General features: G+C 41.1%; 15 protein-coding genes and 2 riboswitches. Of the genes, 8 read left to right on the forward strand and 7 right to left on the reverse strand.

The features are described 5' to 3' along the window. The first annotated feature begins 5 nt into the window (after window positions 1–5). Window positions 6–261: riboswitch (cyclic di-AMP (ydaO/yuaA leader) on the forward strand. A 96-nt stretch (window positions 262–357) separates the two neighbouring features. The 5 genes from ntrB (at window position 358) to NSMS1_RS24520 (ending at window position 6,160) form a co-directional block, all read left to right on the forward strand. Beyond that, window positions 358–1,209 (forward strand): nitrate ABC transporter permease, encoded by an 852-nt coding sequence (ntrB, locus tag NSMS1_RS24500; RefSeq protein ID WP_224087295.1) that lies wholly within the window; start codon window positions 358–360, stop codon window positions 1,207–1,209. A 97-nt stretch (window positions 1,210–1,306) separates the two neighbouring features. Continuing rightward, window positions 1,307–2,749 (forward strand): ABC transporter substrate-binding protein, encoded by a 1,443-nt coding sequence (locus NSMS1_RS24505; RefSeq protein ID WP_224095341.1) that lies wholly within the window; start codon window positions 1,307–1,309, stop codon window positions 2,747–2,749. A gap of 51 nt (window positions 2,750–2,800) precedes the next feature. Next, entirely contained in the window at window positions 2,801–3,637 is an 837-nt protein-coding gene (locus tag NSMS1_RS24510; protein WP_224087296.1) for an ABC transporter ATP-binding protein, read from the forward strand. A 16-nt stretch (window positions 3,638–3,653) separates the two neighbouring features. Then, a riboswitch (cyclic di-AMP (ydaO/yuaA leader) is annotated at window positions 3,654–3,848 on the forward strand. 128 nt (window positions 3,849–3,976) lie between these two features. Further along, on the forward strand, window positions 3,977–4,606 hold the full coding sequence (locus NSMS1_RS24515) for a universal stress protein (protein ID WP_224095342.1): 630 nt from the start codon (window positions 3,977–3,979) through the stop codon (window positions 4,604–4,606). Between the two features lie 216 nt (window positions 4,607–4,822). Next, window positions 4,823–6,160: an SLC13 family permease gene (locus tag NSMS1_RS24520; RefSeq protein WP_224087297.1), complete on the forward strand. Its 1,338-nt coding sequence runs from the start codon at window positions 4,823–4,825 to the stop codon at window positions 6,158–6,160. Window positions 6,161–6,283: 123 nt separating this feature from the next. On the opposite strand, the gene NSMS1_RS24525 is transcribed toward NSMS1_RS24520, so the two are convergent. The 5 genes from NSMS1_RS24525 to NSMS1_RS24545 form a co-directional block, all read right to left on the reverse strand. Continuing rightward, the gene (locus NSMS1_RS24525; RefSeq protein ID WP_224087298.1) at window positions 6,284–6,763 is read right to left on the reverse strand and encodes a GNAT family N-acetyltransferase; all 480 of its coding nucleotides are present in this window, start codon (window positions 6,761–6,763) and stop codon (window positions 6,284–6,286) included. A 162-nt stretch (window positions 6,764–6,925) separates the two neighbouring features. Further along, window positions 6,926–7,138 carry a high light inducible protein gene (locus tag NSMS1_RS24530; RefSeq protein ID WP_224087299.1) on the reverse strand — a complete coding sequence of 71 codons (213 nt, stop codon included), beginning with the start codon at window positions 7,136–7,138 and terminating at the stop codon, window positions 6,926–6,928. A 151-nt stretch (window positions 7,139–7,289) separates the two neighbouring features. Then, entirely contained in the window at window positions 7,290–7,502 is a 213-nt protein-coding gene (locus NSMS1_RS24535) for a high light inducible protein (protein WP_224087300.1), read from the reverse strand. Between the two features lie 65 nt (window positions 7,503–7,567). Further along, window positions 7,568–7,780, reverse strand: coding sequence for a high light inducible protein (locus NSMS1_RS24540; RefSeq protein ID WP_224087301.1), 213 nt, complete (start codon window positions 7,778–7,780; stop codon window positions 7,568–7,570). A 47-nt stretch (window positions 7,781–7,827) separates the two neighbouring features. Continuing rightward, the gene (locus tag NSMS1_RS24545) at window positions 7,828–8,031 is read right to left on the reverse strand and encodes a chlorophyll a/b-binding protein (protein WP_224087302.1); all 204 of its coding nucleotides are present in this window, start codon (window positions 8,029–8,031) and stop codon (window positions 7,828–7,830) included. A 511-nt stretch (window positions 8,032–8,542) separates the two neighbouring features. Here NSMS1_RS24545 and NSMS1_RS24550 point away from each other — a divergent pair. From NSMS1_RS24550 to NSMS1_RS24560, 3 genes are all read left to right on the forward strand, one after another. Continuing rightward, a complete protein-coding gene (locus tag NSMS1_RS24550; protein WP_224087303.1) occupies window positions 8,543–11,668 on the forward strand; it encodes an MFS transporter in 3,126 nt (1,041 codons plus the stop codon). A gap of 227 nt (window positions 11,669–11,895) precedes the next feature. Further along, window positions 11,896–12,111, forward strand: a complete 216-nt coding sequence (locus NSMS1_RS24555) for a bromodomain-containing protein (RefSeq protein WP_224087304.1) — start codon at window positions 11,896–11,898, stop codon at window positions 12,109–12,111. An 86-nt stretch (window positions 12,112–12,197) separates the two neighbouring features. Continuing rightward, entirely contained in the window at window positions 12,198–12,350 is a 153-nt protein-coding gene (locus NSMS1_RS24560; RefSeq protein WP_224087305.1) for a hypothetical protein, read from the forward strand. A gap of 259 nt (window positions 12,351–12,609) precedes the next feature. Here the strand turns inward: NSMS1_RS24560 and cysC are convergent, their stop codons facing one another. Together cysC and NSMS1_RS24570 are read right to left on the reverse strand one after the other, a co-directional pair. Next, a complete protein-coding gene (cysC, locus tag NSMS1_RS24565; protein WP_224087306.1) occupies window positions 12,610–13,179 on the reverse strand; it encodes an adenylyl-sulfate kinase in 570 nt (189 codons plus the stop codon). Window positions 13,180–13,268: 89 nt separating this feature from the next. Next, window positions 13,269–14,954 (reverse strand): response regulator, encoded by a 1,686-nt coding sequence (locus NSMS1_RS24570; RefSeq protein ID WP_224087307.1) that lies wholly within the window; start codon window positions 14,952–14,954, stop codon window positions 13,269–13,271. Window positions 14,955–14,956 lie beyond the last annotated feature (2 nt).

Raw genomic sequence — 14,956 nt, forward strand, 5'->3', positions numbered from 1 at the left:
GAATTAGAGTAAGTCAGCCTAATCCGACGCAATACAGTAATTAAAGTTGGAACGGAGGAACCACCTTGTGGGGCGTATCTCCAAATAAAGTGTTAACTAACGAGTCAAAAGTGAAGAATAACTCAATTTAAGTTATTTAACTCAGCAGGGCCTAAACGCCCTGCTACAGCTAACAGAACTCATTACTCAGCACTAAAAGGAGAGGGGCATCTCTCAGCCCTAGCCCGTCAGCTAACTTCGTAGGCATTGAGAGGAGACTGAAGAGACAGCATTTACTTAATGCTTAGTTCTCATCAGTGTCCGAGGCTGGTACTGCTCGTTTTTTCGTACCTGCATTGAACCTGTTGAGGGGGCATAATGATATTGCAATTAAATTTAGCAGCGATCGCAGCTGTTGCTAGTCAAGCTGCATGGAAAAAAACCAAGCCAATTCTCGTTAGGGATGTAGTCATACTTCCTGCATTGGGATTTTTAGGAATTATCTTGTTGTGGTGGATTATTGCCTTGGCAAATCATGAATTAATGCCAACGCCACCAGAGGCACTAGTTGCTAACTTGGACTATATATTAAACCCCTTCTATGAGAGAGGCCCTGGTAACTTAGGGATTGGTTGGTTATTAATAGCCAGTTTGCGACGAGTGTTAATAGGTTTTCTACTAGGTGCAGTAGTCGCCATTCCTTTAGGGTTTTTGATTGGGATGTCTAGAAGTGCGATGTTAGCACTCAATCCCATCATTCAAATCTTCAAACCCGTATCGCCCTTAGCATGGCTACCCATTGCCTTAGCTATCTTCAACTTAGCAGATCCCTCATCAATTTTTGTCATTTTTATCACCTCCCTCTGGCCGACTATTATTAATACGGCTTTAGGAGTAGCCAGCGTTCCCAAGGATTATCTCGATGTGGCGCGAGTGTTGGAAATGCCCCGTTGGCGGAGAATTACGAAAATTATTTGGCCTGCCAGCTTACCCTATATTTTTACAGGCTTACGCATCAGTTTGGGTATTGCTTGGCTAGTCATAGTTGCGGTAGAAATGCTTACAGGCGGTATTGGGATCGGCTTCTTCGTTTGGGATGAATGGAGTCGTTTGAACCTCAGTTCAGTCTTCCTTGCCGTCTTGGTTATCGGCTTAACTGGACTCATCTTAGATTTTGCCGTCAGCAAACTCCAAGAATTTGTCACTCATCGCCCGACAGCGAATAACTAAGGGTTATGTACTTGTTTGTAGTAAGCCCTTTAGTGCTTTGCAATTAAGGACTAAAGTCCTTACTACGAACAATTTGAAATTACGAATTAGCCACAACATGAATAATCATCACTGGACTCGACGAGACTTTATCAAAGGCATAGGAGCCACCACAGCCGGAGTTAGTTTATCATCCTGTGCCATCTCAGGGGATAGATCCGCCAAAGGTTTGACAGAGGAAGCTTTGGCGGTGAAACCTGTAGTGAAATCCAGCGACTTAGAAAAACCCGATATAGTTGTGGGATACGTGCCTGTAAATGATTGTGCGCCATTTGCGATCGCCTGGAAAAAAGGTTTTTTTAAAAAGTATGGTTTAAACGTCAAACTCAACCGCGAAGCTAGTTGGGCTACCTCCCGCGACGGCATAATATTTGGTCGTCTTGATGCTTCCCCTGTGGTATCCGGTGCTGTTACCAACGCACGTATTGGTGCAGAAGGTGCGCGTCACGCCCCTTTGTGCGCCGCCATGACAATACATCGTCACGGGAACGCTATGACAATGAACAAAGCCATGTGGGATTTTGGCTTGCGTCCTTGGTATGAATATCAGCAGCAATATGGCGAAGGGGCGTTAGAAGCCTTTGGTAAAGACTTTCGCGGCTACTTTGATAAGCAGTCAGCAGAAAACAAAGTCTGGGCGGTAGTTTTAAGTTCCGCAATATACGAATACTTCGTCCGTTATATATCGGCGGCGGCTGGTGTTGATCCCTTAAAAGAATTTCGCATTATTATCGTCCCACCACCGCAGATGGTAACAAATGTACGCATAGGTGCAATGCAAGCATACATGGTAGCAGAACCTTGGAACACCAGAGCCATTACAGGTAATGAGGGTATCGGCTTCACCTTCGCGCAAGGTAAGGAAGTTTGGTTAGGACACCCCGACAGACTGTTGGGTGTTTTGGAATCCTTCATCGTCAATTATCCCAAAACCTACCGTTCCTTAGTTAAGGCGATGATAGAAGCTTGTCAGTATTGCAGCAAGCCAGAAAATCGCCAGGAAGTAGCCGAATTAATTACAGACCGTTCCTTTACAGGTGCAAGACCGAAAAAACAGGGTGCGCCAATCACGAAGTTTACAGGGCCAGCTATTCTTGGTAACTATAACTACGGTGGTTTTGATGGTAAAGACCGCACTATCAAAGCTGACGACACCACAATATTTTACGATATCCCTGACAATTTACCCAAACAACCAAACGAACACTCGACATTTTTATGGCGATCGCGTAGTCTGTGGTTAATGACTCAAGCCGCCCGTTGGGGACAAATCAAAGAATTTCCCAAAAATGCTGATAAATTAGCCGAAAAAGGCTGGAGAACAGATTTATATCGAGAGATAGCTGCCGAAATGGGGATTGAATGTCCCAAGGATGATTACAAGGTCGAACCACCAGAAGTATTTATAGATAAAAAAGGTTTTGATCCCAGCGATCCCGTTGGTTACTTAAATAGTTTTGCAATTAGGGCTAACGCTCCCACTCGTTTTTTCATGTCTTAGATTGATTGGGATTTTACACATATATAGTTACTATTTTTAGGAGCTTTTGAGATGAAATATACACCATCAGTAGTAGATAGCCATGAAAAAGCTAAGTCTAACCCTAATTTTTTAGAAATAGAAAATTTAGTTAAGTCTTATCCCACACCAGATAAAGGTAACTTTGTAGTTTTAGATGGGGTTAATTTAACTATAGGTGAAAATGAATTTATTTCCGTAATTGGGCATTCTGGTTGTGGTAAATCAACGCTATTAAAAATAGTTGCCGGGTTAGAAAAATCCACATCTGGTTCAGTTAGGCTTGATGGTAAAGAAATTAACAAGCCAGGGGCAGAAAGAATGATGGTGTTTCAGAATTATTCTTTGTTACCTTGGTTAACAGTCAGAGAGAACATCCGCCTAGCGGTAGATGAAGTGTTAAAAAATGCTAATAGGTCTGAAAAAATTAGCATTGTGAACGAACACTTGGCAATGGTAAACTTAACCCCGGCAGCAGATAAATATCCTGATGAAATCTCTGGAGGTATGAAACAACGAGTAGGCATTGCTAGAGCTTTAGCAATTCGTCCCAAAATGTTACTTATGGATGAACCTTTTGGTGCTTTAGATGCACTAACAAGAGGCAAATTACAAAGACAAGTATTAGATATTTGGGAAAATAATCGGCAAGCCGTAATGATGATTACCCACGATGTTGATGAGGCAATTTATATGAGCGATCGCATCGTCTTAATGACAAATGGCCCAGCCGCAAACATTGGCGAAATATTAGAAGTACCCTTTCCTCATCCCAGAGATAGGGCTGCTATGCGAAACTCCAAAGAATATTTTGAACTGCGAAATCACGCCTTAAATTTCCTCGACAAATATTTTACACAAGAAGAATAATTTAGTTTATTATTTCTTTAGTGGGTAGCCTAATTCAAATTAAGCCTGAAATAATTTGGAACGGAGGAACCATCTTAAGGGGCGCATCTTACAAACGAGTCGCCAACCTAGAGTCAACAGTAAAAGCAATTAACAGTTAACTCAGCGCTCAAAAGAGAGACACCTTCCAGTCTTAGCCCGTCAGCTAACTCCGTAGGCAATGGAAGGAACCCCCAAAACTTTGGCTTTAATACCAGTTGTTATTGGGGTTTCCTTGCGGATATAAATTCCGTTTTACCCTACTTCTCATTTATTAGTTCGTTGAGTTTAGGAGAAGTTAAAGCTGTGAAAATTAAGCCAATGCTAGCACGCCTACAAAGTGCTATGGGTCGCAATGATCTAATTGACAAAATGGTATTATTACCAGAACCTCAAGAAACTCAAGTAACGTCATCAATCAACTTAATTGTCGGTTATGACGCTTCTCCTAATAGTCATGCTGCACTAGATATCGCCTTTTGGATTGCCCACCAAACCAGATTAGCGACTAATCAACAAGTCACAGTGCAAGCTGTTTATGTATTAGAAGAAAGTTGTCCAGTTGACTATAGTAATATCTTGAGCTTTGGTAAACGTACACCAACAAAAGAATTGTCTATAAGTGAACAAACAAAGTCTGTGACATCTGTGATAACTCAACCACAATTGACAGACATCAAGTCATATTTGCAAACAGACACAATCACACCTTTGCAAGAAGCAGATAGAGTTCTTTGGCAAGCTAGAAGTTTAGCCGAAGAATGGCAAGGTTCGTTTAAATCTCATTTACGCTTTGGTTGTGTGAGTACAGAATTAAGAAAAGTGGCAGAGTTAGAAGCTGCTGACATATTATTTATAGGTTGTAAATCTGCCTATCATCCCTTAATTCAAAATTTAGGTTCTGATTTTCCTTGTGCTGTCTTAGGTATTCCCGAATCGATGGATGAATAATTTCCTCTCAATAGTTGAGAAATTATTCATAGCATCTACTCAGCATTGAAATATAAACTTATCAGCCAACATCGACTTTTTCCTCTTTATCGTCGGTTAATTCACTGTTTCTAATAGAAGGAAAATCAGAATAAAATAACATACACAGAAAAGCCACCTGTACTTCAGTGGCTTTTTTCGCTATTATGCAACCAAATAAACTCCAAGGAGCATAGTGTGGAAAACTGGCAAGCACTCCTAAGTGTCATAGTATTTATCAGCGTTATTTTCCTAATTATGACCGAATGGGTGCATTTAACTATTGCTGCATTGTTAGGAGCATTAATATTAGTCTTTACCAACGTCATGACTTTACAAGAAGCTGTTGCTTACATTGGTAATAGTCATGGCACATTAGGTTTATTCTTTGGGGTAATGGTCTTGGTGAGAGCATTTGAACCCACAAAAATATTTGATTATTTAGCAACACAAATAGTAATACTGGCAAAAGGTGATGGTAAACGCCTCCTGTTGGGTATTGTTGGTATCGTGACTCCGATTTGTGCAGTCTTACCCAATGCCACAACAGTAATGTTATTAGCACCTCTAATTCCACCAATGGCTCAGGAAATAGGCATAAATTTTGTTCCCTTACTTATATTGATGGTTTTAATAGCTAATAGTGCTGGATTGCTCACATTAGTTGGTGATCCAGCTACATTTATTGTGGGTGATGCTGTTAATATTAGCTTTATAGATTATTTAGGAAGATTAAGCTTAGGCGGTGTTATCGCTGTTGTCACCGTGACTGCAACCCTACCATTTTTATTTCGGAAAATTTGGCATACCAAATTAGAAAATTTGGCAGAACTACCACATCCACAAATTAATCATCCACGAGTATTAAGTTTAGGTGCAGTAATTGTTGCCTTTGTACTACTGTTTTTTGTCATTGGTGAATCTCTACCTATACCAATTTCCCCGGCTGCGGTGGCTTTATTAGGGGCAGCTTTAGCTTTACTATTAGCTCATCAGAGTAAGCTGGACACAGTTAATAATATTTTACGAGATGTAGACTGGAGTACATTGATATTTTTCATGAGTATTTTTGTGCTGATTGGTGGCTTAGAAAAAACAGGTATAATTAACAGTTTATCGGGAGTATTAGCTGCAATTTTAGGTAAAAATATTATCTTGGGTTCCTTGGTTTTATTATTTCTGGTTGGTATATTATCCAGTGTTGTTCCCAATATTCCCCTAGTTGTGGCAATGGTTCCCTTACTCAAACAATATGTTGTGACAGTAGGGTTAGCACCAACAGAAGTTTTAGCGCGAGATTTTTCAGGACAGTTTCCACCGGAGGTTTTACCTTTGTTTTATGCAATGATGTTTGGTGCAACGTTGGGAGGTAATGGCACACTTGTAGGCGCATCTTCTAACATCGTGGCTGCTGGTATTTCGGAACAGCACGGACGGCGTATTTCTTTTAAAACTTTCCTTCACTATGGCGTTCCAGTAACAATATTACAACTGGTGACTTCTGCTTTATATGTGTTAATTCGGTTTTTGATATAAAGTACCTAATTTATTGAATTTCTACTGATAATTCTGGATTAACTTAAGTATTTGGTTCATCTGGATAACCACTGCGATCGCAAATAAAATGAAATACTTAGCCAACTTTCTGGTACTGACCGTTTAGACTGCGCGAGTCATAATCACAAACTTTTCCCTACTACTAATTTTGCTAAACTCTTCTACCTGCTCAAATCCTAACTTCTGCCACACACGTTGCGCTCGTTTATTGAACTGCGCTATCGTCACCCGAAATAATTGCGCTTCATATCGATCAGCCCCATACTTGATCACACCTTGGGCATAGTACTTGCCATGTCTAAGTCCTGTTAAGTCTGGTCGTATCCCCATACCTAAGTCCAATGCTTCAACCCTATAGTCGCCACCAGGCACTTGACCATCCGCTCCGAAAGAACAATAGCCTTCGAGTTCTCCTAGTGAGTTTAAAATTACGTAAAAAGCATTTTTTGGGTCAAGCAGATAGCGCAAATCTTCAAGGACGGTATCAGCGTTAAAGTTATAAAAATCGTATGGGGGAGTATAGCGCCAGTTAAGAATTGCCAACGCATGATCCTTGTGGAGTGTTTGAAATGTAAGTTTCATCTTAACTTTCCTCAAAGTTTATGCAGCAACTCTTTAAAGCGTTTACAGTGTATACACATCATACAAATACCCGACTTCACAAAGAAGTCGGGTATTTGCAAGTTCTTATTGTAGGCTTCTTGGCAAAGATTAACTATCGTTGCCAAGAAACGTTATTTAAGCTTAGTAACCGATGATGCGTAATACGTCACGCAGGACGCTGTAACCTGCTAAATCCCACAGCAAGTAAGCTAAAAAGCCGATCGCAGCCAAGCGACCATTCCACAATTCCGCTTGGGGTGTCCAACCAAAGATGAAAGCGTTACGGTCTACACCGTTGTATGCTTTAGCAACTGTTGGTAAATCAGTAGATGGACGAGTTTCAGTGTTAGCCATTGTTTTGTCTCCTTAAATTTTGCGATTTCTGTCAGTCGTCAATCGACTAATGACAATTTATACTAAGTTGCGTTCAGACATAATATTCCTACTCCCTATTCCCTACTCCCCACTCCCAGCCCAAGTTACTATCTTTGACTGCAACTTGGTATTAGTAACCGATGAGGTGCAATACATCACGTAGGACGCTATAGCCTGCCAAATCCCACAGCAAGTAAGCTAAGAATCCGATCGCAGCCAAGCGACCATTCCACAATTCCGCTTGGGGTGTCCAACCAAATAGAAAGGCATTACGGTCTACGCCGTTGTATGCTGTAGCAACTGTTGGTAAATCGGTAGATGGACGAGTTTCTTGATTAGCCATTGTTTTTATCCTCAAATTTTGCAAGTTGTTAGTCAACTCATGACTGATGACTATGGACTAATGATTTAGTAACCGATGAAGTGGAGTACATCACGCAGAACGCTATAGCCTGCTAAATCCCACAGCAAGTAAGCTAAAAAGCCGATCGCAGCCAAGCGACCATTCCACAATTCAGCTTGGGGGTTCCAACCGAAAATGAAAGCGTTACGATCTACGCCGTTATATGCTGTAGCAACTGGTGGTAAATCGGTAGCTGGACGAGTTTCTTGAGTAGCCATTGTTTTGTCTCCTAAATAAATTGTTTTTTTAGTAAATATTTAATTTTCTAATAACCAATCAGGCTTAAAACATCGCGCAAAACGCTATAACCTGCTAAATCCCACAATAAATAAGCTAAAAAACCAATCATGGCGAAACGGCCATTCCAAAGTTCGGCTTGGGGAGTCCAACCAAACTCAAAAGCATTACGATCTAAGCCGTTATATTCTGTAGCAACTGTTGGTAGGTCGGTGGAGGAGCGAGTTTGCATTTTTTTGTTCCGCAGCATTTGTTACTTAACTTAACTTTAGCTATTCATTAACAAGCTGCTTTCTGTCAATGGACACAAACTATAGCCACTTCTCAAGGACGATAGTTAAACATACTTTTATACTGTCAAATACCCCTTGAGGGGGTGATAAAAGTAGTATTTGTAAATAAATGTAAAGCCTTGAATTTTTCACTTTAATAAATAGCTAATTTTAAGAAAGAAATTAGCTGAAAATTAAGTAATTAAAAATAAAGCGGACATAACCTTAACTAGCAAGCATTTTCACGCTATTTTATAGAAAAATTGGTGAATAATTACTAGCCTAAATAATATAAATTCTATCTACCGCAGGATATAGGTTTCAAACTTTGGAGAGATGCTTTGATGTACTAATTTCTTAGATTCTGTAAACAAGAAGATTTGGGTATTGCGATAGATACAGAAATTAGAGATTTTGCTGACTAAATTCTAAAACCATGCAAATTTATATTGTTTAGAAGAAGGAAATACAATGTTTCAAAGTACGGAAATTTCATTGGAACTCTTATCGCCCCTATGGTGGGCGGCACAGATTCCAGTGGATACTACGACAAATGTAACACCAGCGCAGGCTTCGGTGCTTACTTCTGGGCCGCGCTTTTTTGTGGCTTTACTATCTGGGGTAATTTTGGCTTTTGCCTTCCAGCTAGTATTAACCAACCTCTCCGTCGCCGCAGGTATTTCTTACCTGGGGCGTTCATCTGACTCAGATCCCAATTCAGGGGAGTCAGATAGTTTTGGCGGTACAATTCGTAAGATAGGTACGGCTGTAGGTTTGTGGACATTAATTACTGTCACCATTGCCTTATTAGTTGCCTCTTTTTTGGCTGTAAAACTTAGCCTAGTAATTTTAGACCCCAGATTGGGTGCAATTCTTGGTCTAGTAATTTGGGGTGCATACTTCTTGTTGCTGGTGTGGGTTAGTTCCACTACCGTTGGTTCCCTCGTTGGTTCAGTAGTTAATACTGCTACCTCTGGCTTTCAGGCAATTATGGGAACAGCTACAGCCGCTTTGGGTGCAAAAGCTGTAAATCAGCAAGTAGTAGCCACAGCTGAAGCCGCAGCCGCAGCCGTCCGTCGCGAGTTGGGCAGTGCTATTGACCCTATCAGTATCCGCGAAAACATAGAAGATTATATTGAAAAACTGCGTCCACCAGAGTTAGACATATCTAATATTCGCAGTGAATTTGAAAGGTTGTTAAATGACCCCCAACTAAAAGCGATCGCCGGGAGTCCAGACTTACGCAATATTGATCGCCAAAAGTTCATCGACCTAGTTAGCAGTCGTACCGACCTTTCTAAAAAAGATACGAAGCGAATTGCTGACACCCTATACAAAGTTTGGCAACAAACCGTATCTCAACACGAACCCACCCAAGACCGTTTGTCTGAGTTGGTTGATTACCTCAAATCACTACCACCAGGACAAGCGAAAACTGACGAACTCAGTGCCAAGTTAGATAGGTTAATTGCCGAAACCCGTTCTACTAAGGATGATGCCCAAAAATCTGCACCCGTAGGGCCAATTCAAAGCAGCATCCAACAAGGTATCTCCGCCTTAACCGGAATTGCTTTGGGTAGAACAGACTTGTCTGATATAGATGTAGAGAAAATCTGGCAAGCACTGACCACAGCTAAAGACAAAGCTACAGAACAAGCAGATAAATTAGGTTTACCCGTTCCTTCACAACCCTACAGTCCCATTCGGGCGGATGTAGAAAACTATCTGTCTAACACCTATGCTTGGCAGTTGAGTGAACAAAGAATTGCCGAAGAGTTCCGCGATGTTATCCATGACCCAGCCGCCGACCCTGGTACAGTACGCCGGGAATTAGAAAGACTTTCTCGCAATGATTTTGTCAATCTTCTCCAACAACGGGGACTACTGACTCAATCCCAAATTCAGCATATTGCTGACAGACTAGAAGCTGTACGTCAATCGGTGTTAGTGATAGTTACCGCCGAAGAAGAAAGAGAAGTTACCCAAGATTTACAACGGCGGATCGAAAGTTATCTACTGGTTACAAACAAAGCAGATTTGACTTCCGAAGGTATTGAGAGAGATTTCAAACCCATCTTAGAAGACAAAGATGCAGATTATGAAACCCTGTCACGGCGGCTGGTAATAGTTGACCGTTATCCCTTGCAGCAAATATTGCTAGAACGCAATGATATGCAGCCAGGAGAACCGGACAGAATTATCGATGAGTTGGAAAGACAGCGCGATCGCGTCTTGTTAGAATCCAAAAACCTCGCAGACCAAGCCAAATATCAAGCAGAAACCCTGTGGTTAAATGTCGAGTCATATCTGCGTAACACTGGCAAAGGTGAATTAAATCCTGATGCCATCCGCGCCGACTTGAAGACCGTATTGTCTGATCCCCAAGCTGGAATCTCTGCAATTCGCGCTCGCTTGTCTCGCTTTGACCGCGATACACTTGTACAGTTGCTCAGTCAACGCCAAGATATCAGCGAAGACCAAGTACATCAAATTATCAATACTGTAGAAGAGTCTTGGCACAATGTCCGCCACACACCCCAAATAGTAGCCGACAAAGCCAAAGAACAATACGACTCTGTATCCACAACCATTTCCGAGTATCTGCGTAAAACTGGCAAAGAAGAACTCAACCCCGAAGGGATTCAACGGGACTTAACTAGACTGTTTGAAAACCCCAGAGAAGGTGCAGTGGCTTTGCGTCGTCGCTTGTCGCAAGTAGACCGCGATACACTTGTACAGTTGCTTAGTCAACGCCAAGACTTGAGCGAAGAACAAGTCAATCAAGTAATTGACTCTGTACAGGGTTCTATCCGCAATATTGTCCGCGCCCCCCGTCGTTTAGCTACCCGTACTCAGCAACGGGTACAGAACTTCCAAACTTATTTGGAAGAATACTTACGGCAAACTGGCAAGGAAGAACTCAATCCAGAAGGAATCAAGCGGGACTTGCAACTATTGCTGCATGATCCACGAGTCGGTGTAGACAGCTTGAGCGATCGCCTAGCTCATTTTGACCGTTCCACAATTATCGCCCTGTTGAAGATTCGGGAAGACCTCAGCGATGAGGAAGCTGCCAGAATTGCCGACAATATAGTTTCCGTGCGGGATCAATTTGTCGAACAAGTACGCAGCATCCAACGCCGGATTCAAGACGTAATTGATGGGATTTTTGCCCGGATTCGTAACTACCTCAATAGTTTGGAACGTCCCGAACTCAACTATGATAGTATTAAGCGCGATGTGCGTACCTTGTTTGATGATCCACAGGCAGGATTTGACGCTTTGCGCGATCGCCTATCTTCATTCAACCGCGAAACCTTAGTCGCCATCATCAGTTCCCGTGAGGACATCTCCGAAGAAGATGCCAACCGGGTTGTTGACCAAATTGAACGGGCGCGTAACACCGTCTTACAACGCGCCGAACGCCTACAACTCGAAGCGCAACGCCGCCTAGAAGAAGTCAAACATCAAGCCCAACGGCAAGCGGAAGAAACCCGCAAAGCCGCAGCTTCAGCCGCTTGGTGGTTGTTCGCCACAGCCATAGTATCAGCCATCTTCGCCGCTATAGGTGGTGCGATCGCTGTTGTGCTGGTGTAGGTAAATTTGTCTCCGCTCATTATTTCACCTCCCATCACGGGAGGTTTTTTCATTAGTCCATAGTCCATAATCCATAGTCAAAAGGCAGTAATAATTATTCTCGCTCCCTCATCTCCCGTACCTCCTACCTTTTTCAAAGGGCTACTTATGATAGAGGAATTATTTTCAGTAAATACCTATTATTAAAACCTTAGAAGTATAAATGCAGACAAGACTGCTTTTAAATTATGGATTTTAGATATAAATGGAAGAATGGAACACCACCCAGCCGAGATGCGGCTGTAAGGGAAAAACATCTATTAGACGAAAGTCAGTTTAACAGTGAACAAGACCATAAATTAGCAGAAGAAGCAGCCAGAAAACACTTAGGTATACCTCTGATCACCCCCGATGAAGAGATATCCACGCTACCTCATGCTGCTCCACCTGAGAAGAAAATGTAACAGTAAGTAGAGAGCAGGGAGCAAGGAAGAAAAAGTAATAACTATGGACTATGGACTAATGACTAATGACTAATGACTAATGACTAATGACTAACGAAATAAATCCCCCCTTGCCAGGTAAAACAGGGGGGGTGTATGGAGCTAAAGCCCGGTTGGGCAATCGGGCTACTAGTTATTTAGTATTTATTTGCTTAAATTTAATTCCTCCTAAAGATAGAGAAATATATAAAATGGAATAGTACTAAGCTTAAAACCCTTATATTGAATGCCTTTTAAATAATCCATATCCTAATTTATTTAGTAACAGCTATGGTCTTTCTGATTAAATACGGCTTCGTAAATTATGAGTTTTTAATTCATACTAAGTTGCGTTCAGAAATAGTATTCCTACTCCCCACTCCCTACTCCCAGCCCAAGTTACTATCTTTGATTGCAACTTGGTATCACTTGATTTAATATTATACCAATTGGAAAAATAATTTTGCTGTCTTTATATCTTTACGTATTTTTATTTACAAAACTATAGGCAGCAGAATGAGGAATAATCAAACCTTGAGCTTCTAAAAATTGCAGCACTTGGCTAACACATTGTTCAATAGTAGATTGCTCAGTTTGACAGATAATCTCTGGATTAATAGGTTCTTCGTAGGGGTCAGAGATGCCAGTAAAATTTGCAATTTGTCCTGTCCTAGCTTTGGCGTAAAGCCCTTTAACATCACGGGATTCACAAACTGCAAGTGAAGCCTGAACGTAAACTTCGATAAAGTTGGTAGTAGTCTGTTTGAGTTCTTCTCGAACTTGGCAATAAGGACTGATAGCAGCAACGATCGCAATTATGCCATTGCGACTGAGTAAGTTAGCAACAAAGCCAATACGACGCACATTGATATCTCGGTCTTGTTTGCTAAAGCCCAGTCCTTGAGAAAGATGAGTGCGAACGATATCCCCATCTAAAACTTCTATGAGGTAATTTCGCTTGAGTAGTTCTTTGGCTAAACCTTGAGCAATAGTGGTTTTACCAGCGCCACTTAAACCTGTTAACCAAATAATTGCACCTTGCTGTTGCATAACAATCTTCTATCTACTATTGCTCATGTTATCTTCAATTGGTGTTTTCTCAAATTCTGATATTTTTAAACTTCTTTAAAGACTCACACTCATTTATCTACCGATAAACTTAATGGTAATTGAATTGTGAATGTGGTCAAATTTTGATTACTTGTAACCTCTATTGTGCCTTGAATATACTGCACGAGTTTTTTCACTAGAGTCAACCCTATACCTGTACGACTGCTTTGTGGGTAATCAATCCGTGATATTTGATCATTTTGCTCAAATACAGACAATTTGTCTATTATTTTTTTGGGAGTAATCTTGTAGAAAGGCTCAAAAATTTTGGCTTGTTCTGCTAAAGGAATTTCTACCCCAGAGTTGTTAACTTTAATTTGGAAATAAGAAGATGAAGAGACAGAAGATAAATTAGACTGTGCCTCTTGAGGTCTTAAAGATTTTGAGTTTTGGTAGAAATGAACTGTAATAGTAATTCGCTCATTAGAGGGAGTATATCTACAAGCATTAAGGAGGAGTTCTGAGACAATCCTCGCCAAGATATTAGCATCAGAAACTAAAGCTGGTAAATCATTAGCTATACTAACTTCTAAAACTTGTTTTTGAGATTGAGCAATTTCTTGAAAACTGTTAATAATTTCAGGTAGCCAAGACTGAAGATAAATATCAGTTAATTCTAAAGGATAAATTTCTGTGTCTATGATTCGCATATTCAGCAAATCATCTACTAAATTTAACTCTCGTTCGCACTCCTGACGCATTATATTTAGATAGCGCGATACAGATGCAGAAGCAGTATTAACAGATGAAGACAAAATACCTTGTTGATTCATGACGTTTTCTAGCATAGAAATTGCCATTTTAATATTTGATAACGGTGTTCTCATTTCATGAGAGGTAGCCGTTAAAAAATCTTCTTTCAACTGGTTAAAGCGTTCCATTTCTGCCATTTGAATCTCTAACTGGCGATTGCGTTCAGCTGCAAGATTGCGTTCTTCTAGGAGTCGTCGTTGAGTGTCATCCCGAAAAACCATGACTGCGCCAGTGATTTCACCATTGTTGTTGCGTAGGGGTGTAGCACTATCAGCCACAGGAATCATTGTTCCATCTTTAGTAACTAGTAAAATGCGATCGCCTAAATAAATAGTTGTTTGTCTCTGAATAGCCGAAATCATCGGATTTTGGATAGAGCCTAGTGTTTGTTCGTCAATTAGCTGGACGACATCAGTTAAATTTTGGTTTTTTGCATCATCAAATTGCCAACCTGTGAGCGCTTCGGCTACTTGATTCATGTATTTGACACGTAACTCGGTATCAACGACAATTACCCCATCCCCCATACCCCGTAGTACGGAACTTAGAAATTGTTCGCGTTCATAGCGGTTAAGAGCGGTTTGAATGGCAACATAGAGTTCTTGTTCTTTAACGGGTTTGAGAATGTAGCCAAAGGGGAAAGTGAGAGTTGCCCTTTCAACCGTGCTTTGATCGGAATGTCCGGTAACGTAGATGATGGGAATTTGTAGATTATGCCAAATTTGCTCTGCTGCTTGAATACCATCCTTGTCACCCCGGAGTCTAATATCCATCAAGATGAGGTTTGGTAGTAGTTCTGTCGATTTCTCTATGGCTAACTCTGCCGAATCAGCTATGTCTACAACCGTATATCCTAATGATTCTAGACTTTCTTGGAGGTTAATTGCTAAGATATACTCGTCTTCCACAATCAGCACTCTGACTGTCTGAAGTTTATGTGTTTGTGAATATGTACTGGTCATGG

The organism is Nostoc sp. MS1, assembly GCF_019976755.1.
Classification (GTDB): Bacteria; Cyanobacteriota; Cyanobacteriia; order Cyanobacteriales; family Nostocaceae; genus Trichormus.

Excerpts from the sequence above, each read along its gene's own strand:
- NSMS1_RS24545 (WP_224087302.1), bottom strand. The coding sequence starts at position 8,031 with ATGCAAACTCGCTCCTCCACCGACCTACCAACAGTTGCTACAGAATAT.
- NSMS1_RS24535 (WP_224087300.1), bottom strand. The coding sequence starts at position 7,502 with ATGGCTAATCAAGAAACTCGTCCATCTACCGATTTACCAACAGTTGCT.
- NSMS1_RS24560 (WP_224087305.1), top strand. The coding sequence starts at position 12,198 with ATGACTAACGAAATAAATCCCCCCTTGCCAGGTAAAACAGGGGGGGTG.
- NSMS1_RS24555 (WP_224087304.1), top strand. The coding sequence starts at position 11,896 with ATGGATTTTAGATATAAATGGAAGAATGGAACACCACCCAGCCGAGAT.
- NSMS1_RS24525 (WP_224087298.1), bottom strand. The coding sequence starts at position 6,763 with ATGAAACTTACATTTCAAACACTCCACAAGGATCATGCGTTGGCAATT.
- NSMS1_RS24510 (WP_224087296.1), top strand. The coding sequence starts at position 2,801 with ATGAAATATACACCATCAGTAGTAGATAGCCATGAAAAAGCTAAGTCT.
- NSMS1_RS24550 (WP_224087303.1), top strand. The coding sequence starts at position 8,543 with ATGTTTCAAAGTACGGAAATTTCATTGGAACTCTTATCGCCCCTATGG.
- NSMS1_RS24540 (WP_224087301.1), bottom strand. The coding sequence starts at position 7,780 with ATGGCTACTCAAGAAACTCGTCCAGCTACCGATTTACCACCAGTTGCT.
- cysC (WP_224087306.1), bottom strand. The coding sequence starts at position 13,179 with ATGCAACAGCAAGGTGCAATTATTTGGTTAACAGGTTTAAGTGGCGCT.
- ntrB (WP_224087295.1), top strand. The coding sequence starts at position 358 with ATGATATTGCAATTAAATTTAGCAGCGATCGCAGCTGTTGCTAGTCAA.
- NSMS1_RS24515 (WP_224095342.1), top strand. The coding sequence starts at position 3,977 with ATGCTAGCACGCCTACAAAGTGCTATGGGTCGCAATGATCTAATTGAC.
- NSMS1_RS24505 (WP_224095341.1), top strand. The coding sequence starts at position 1,307 with ATGAATAATCATCACTGGACTCGACGAGACTTTATCAAAGGCATAGGA.
- NSMS1_RS24570 (WP_224087307.1), bottom strand. The coding sequence starts at position 14,954 with ATGACCAGTACATATTCACAAACACATAAACTTCAGACAGTCAGAGTG.
- NSMS1_RS24530 (WP_224087299.1), bottom strand. The coding sequence starts at position 7,138 with ATGGCTAACACTGAAACTCGTCCATCTACTGATTTACCAACAGTTGCT.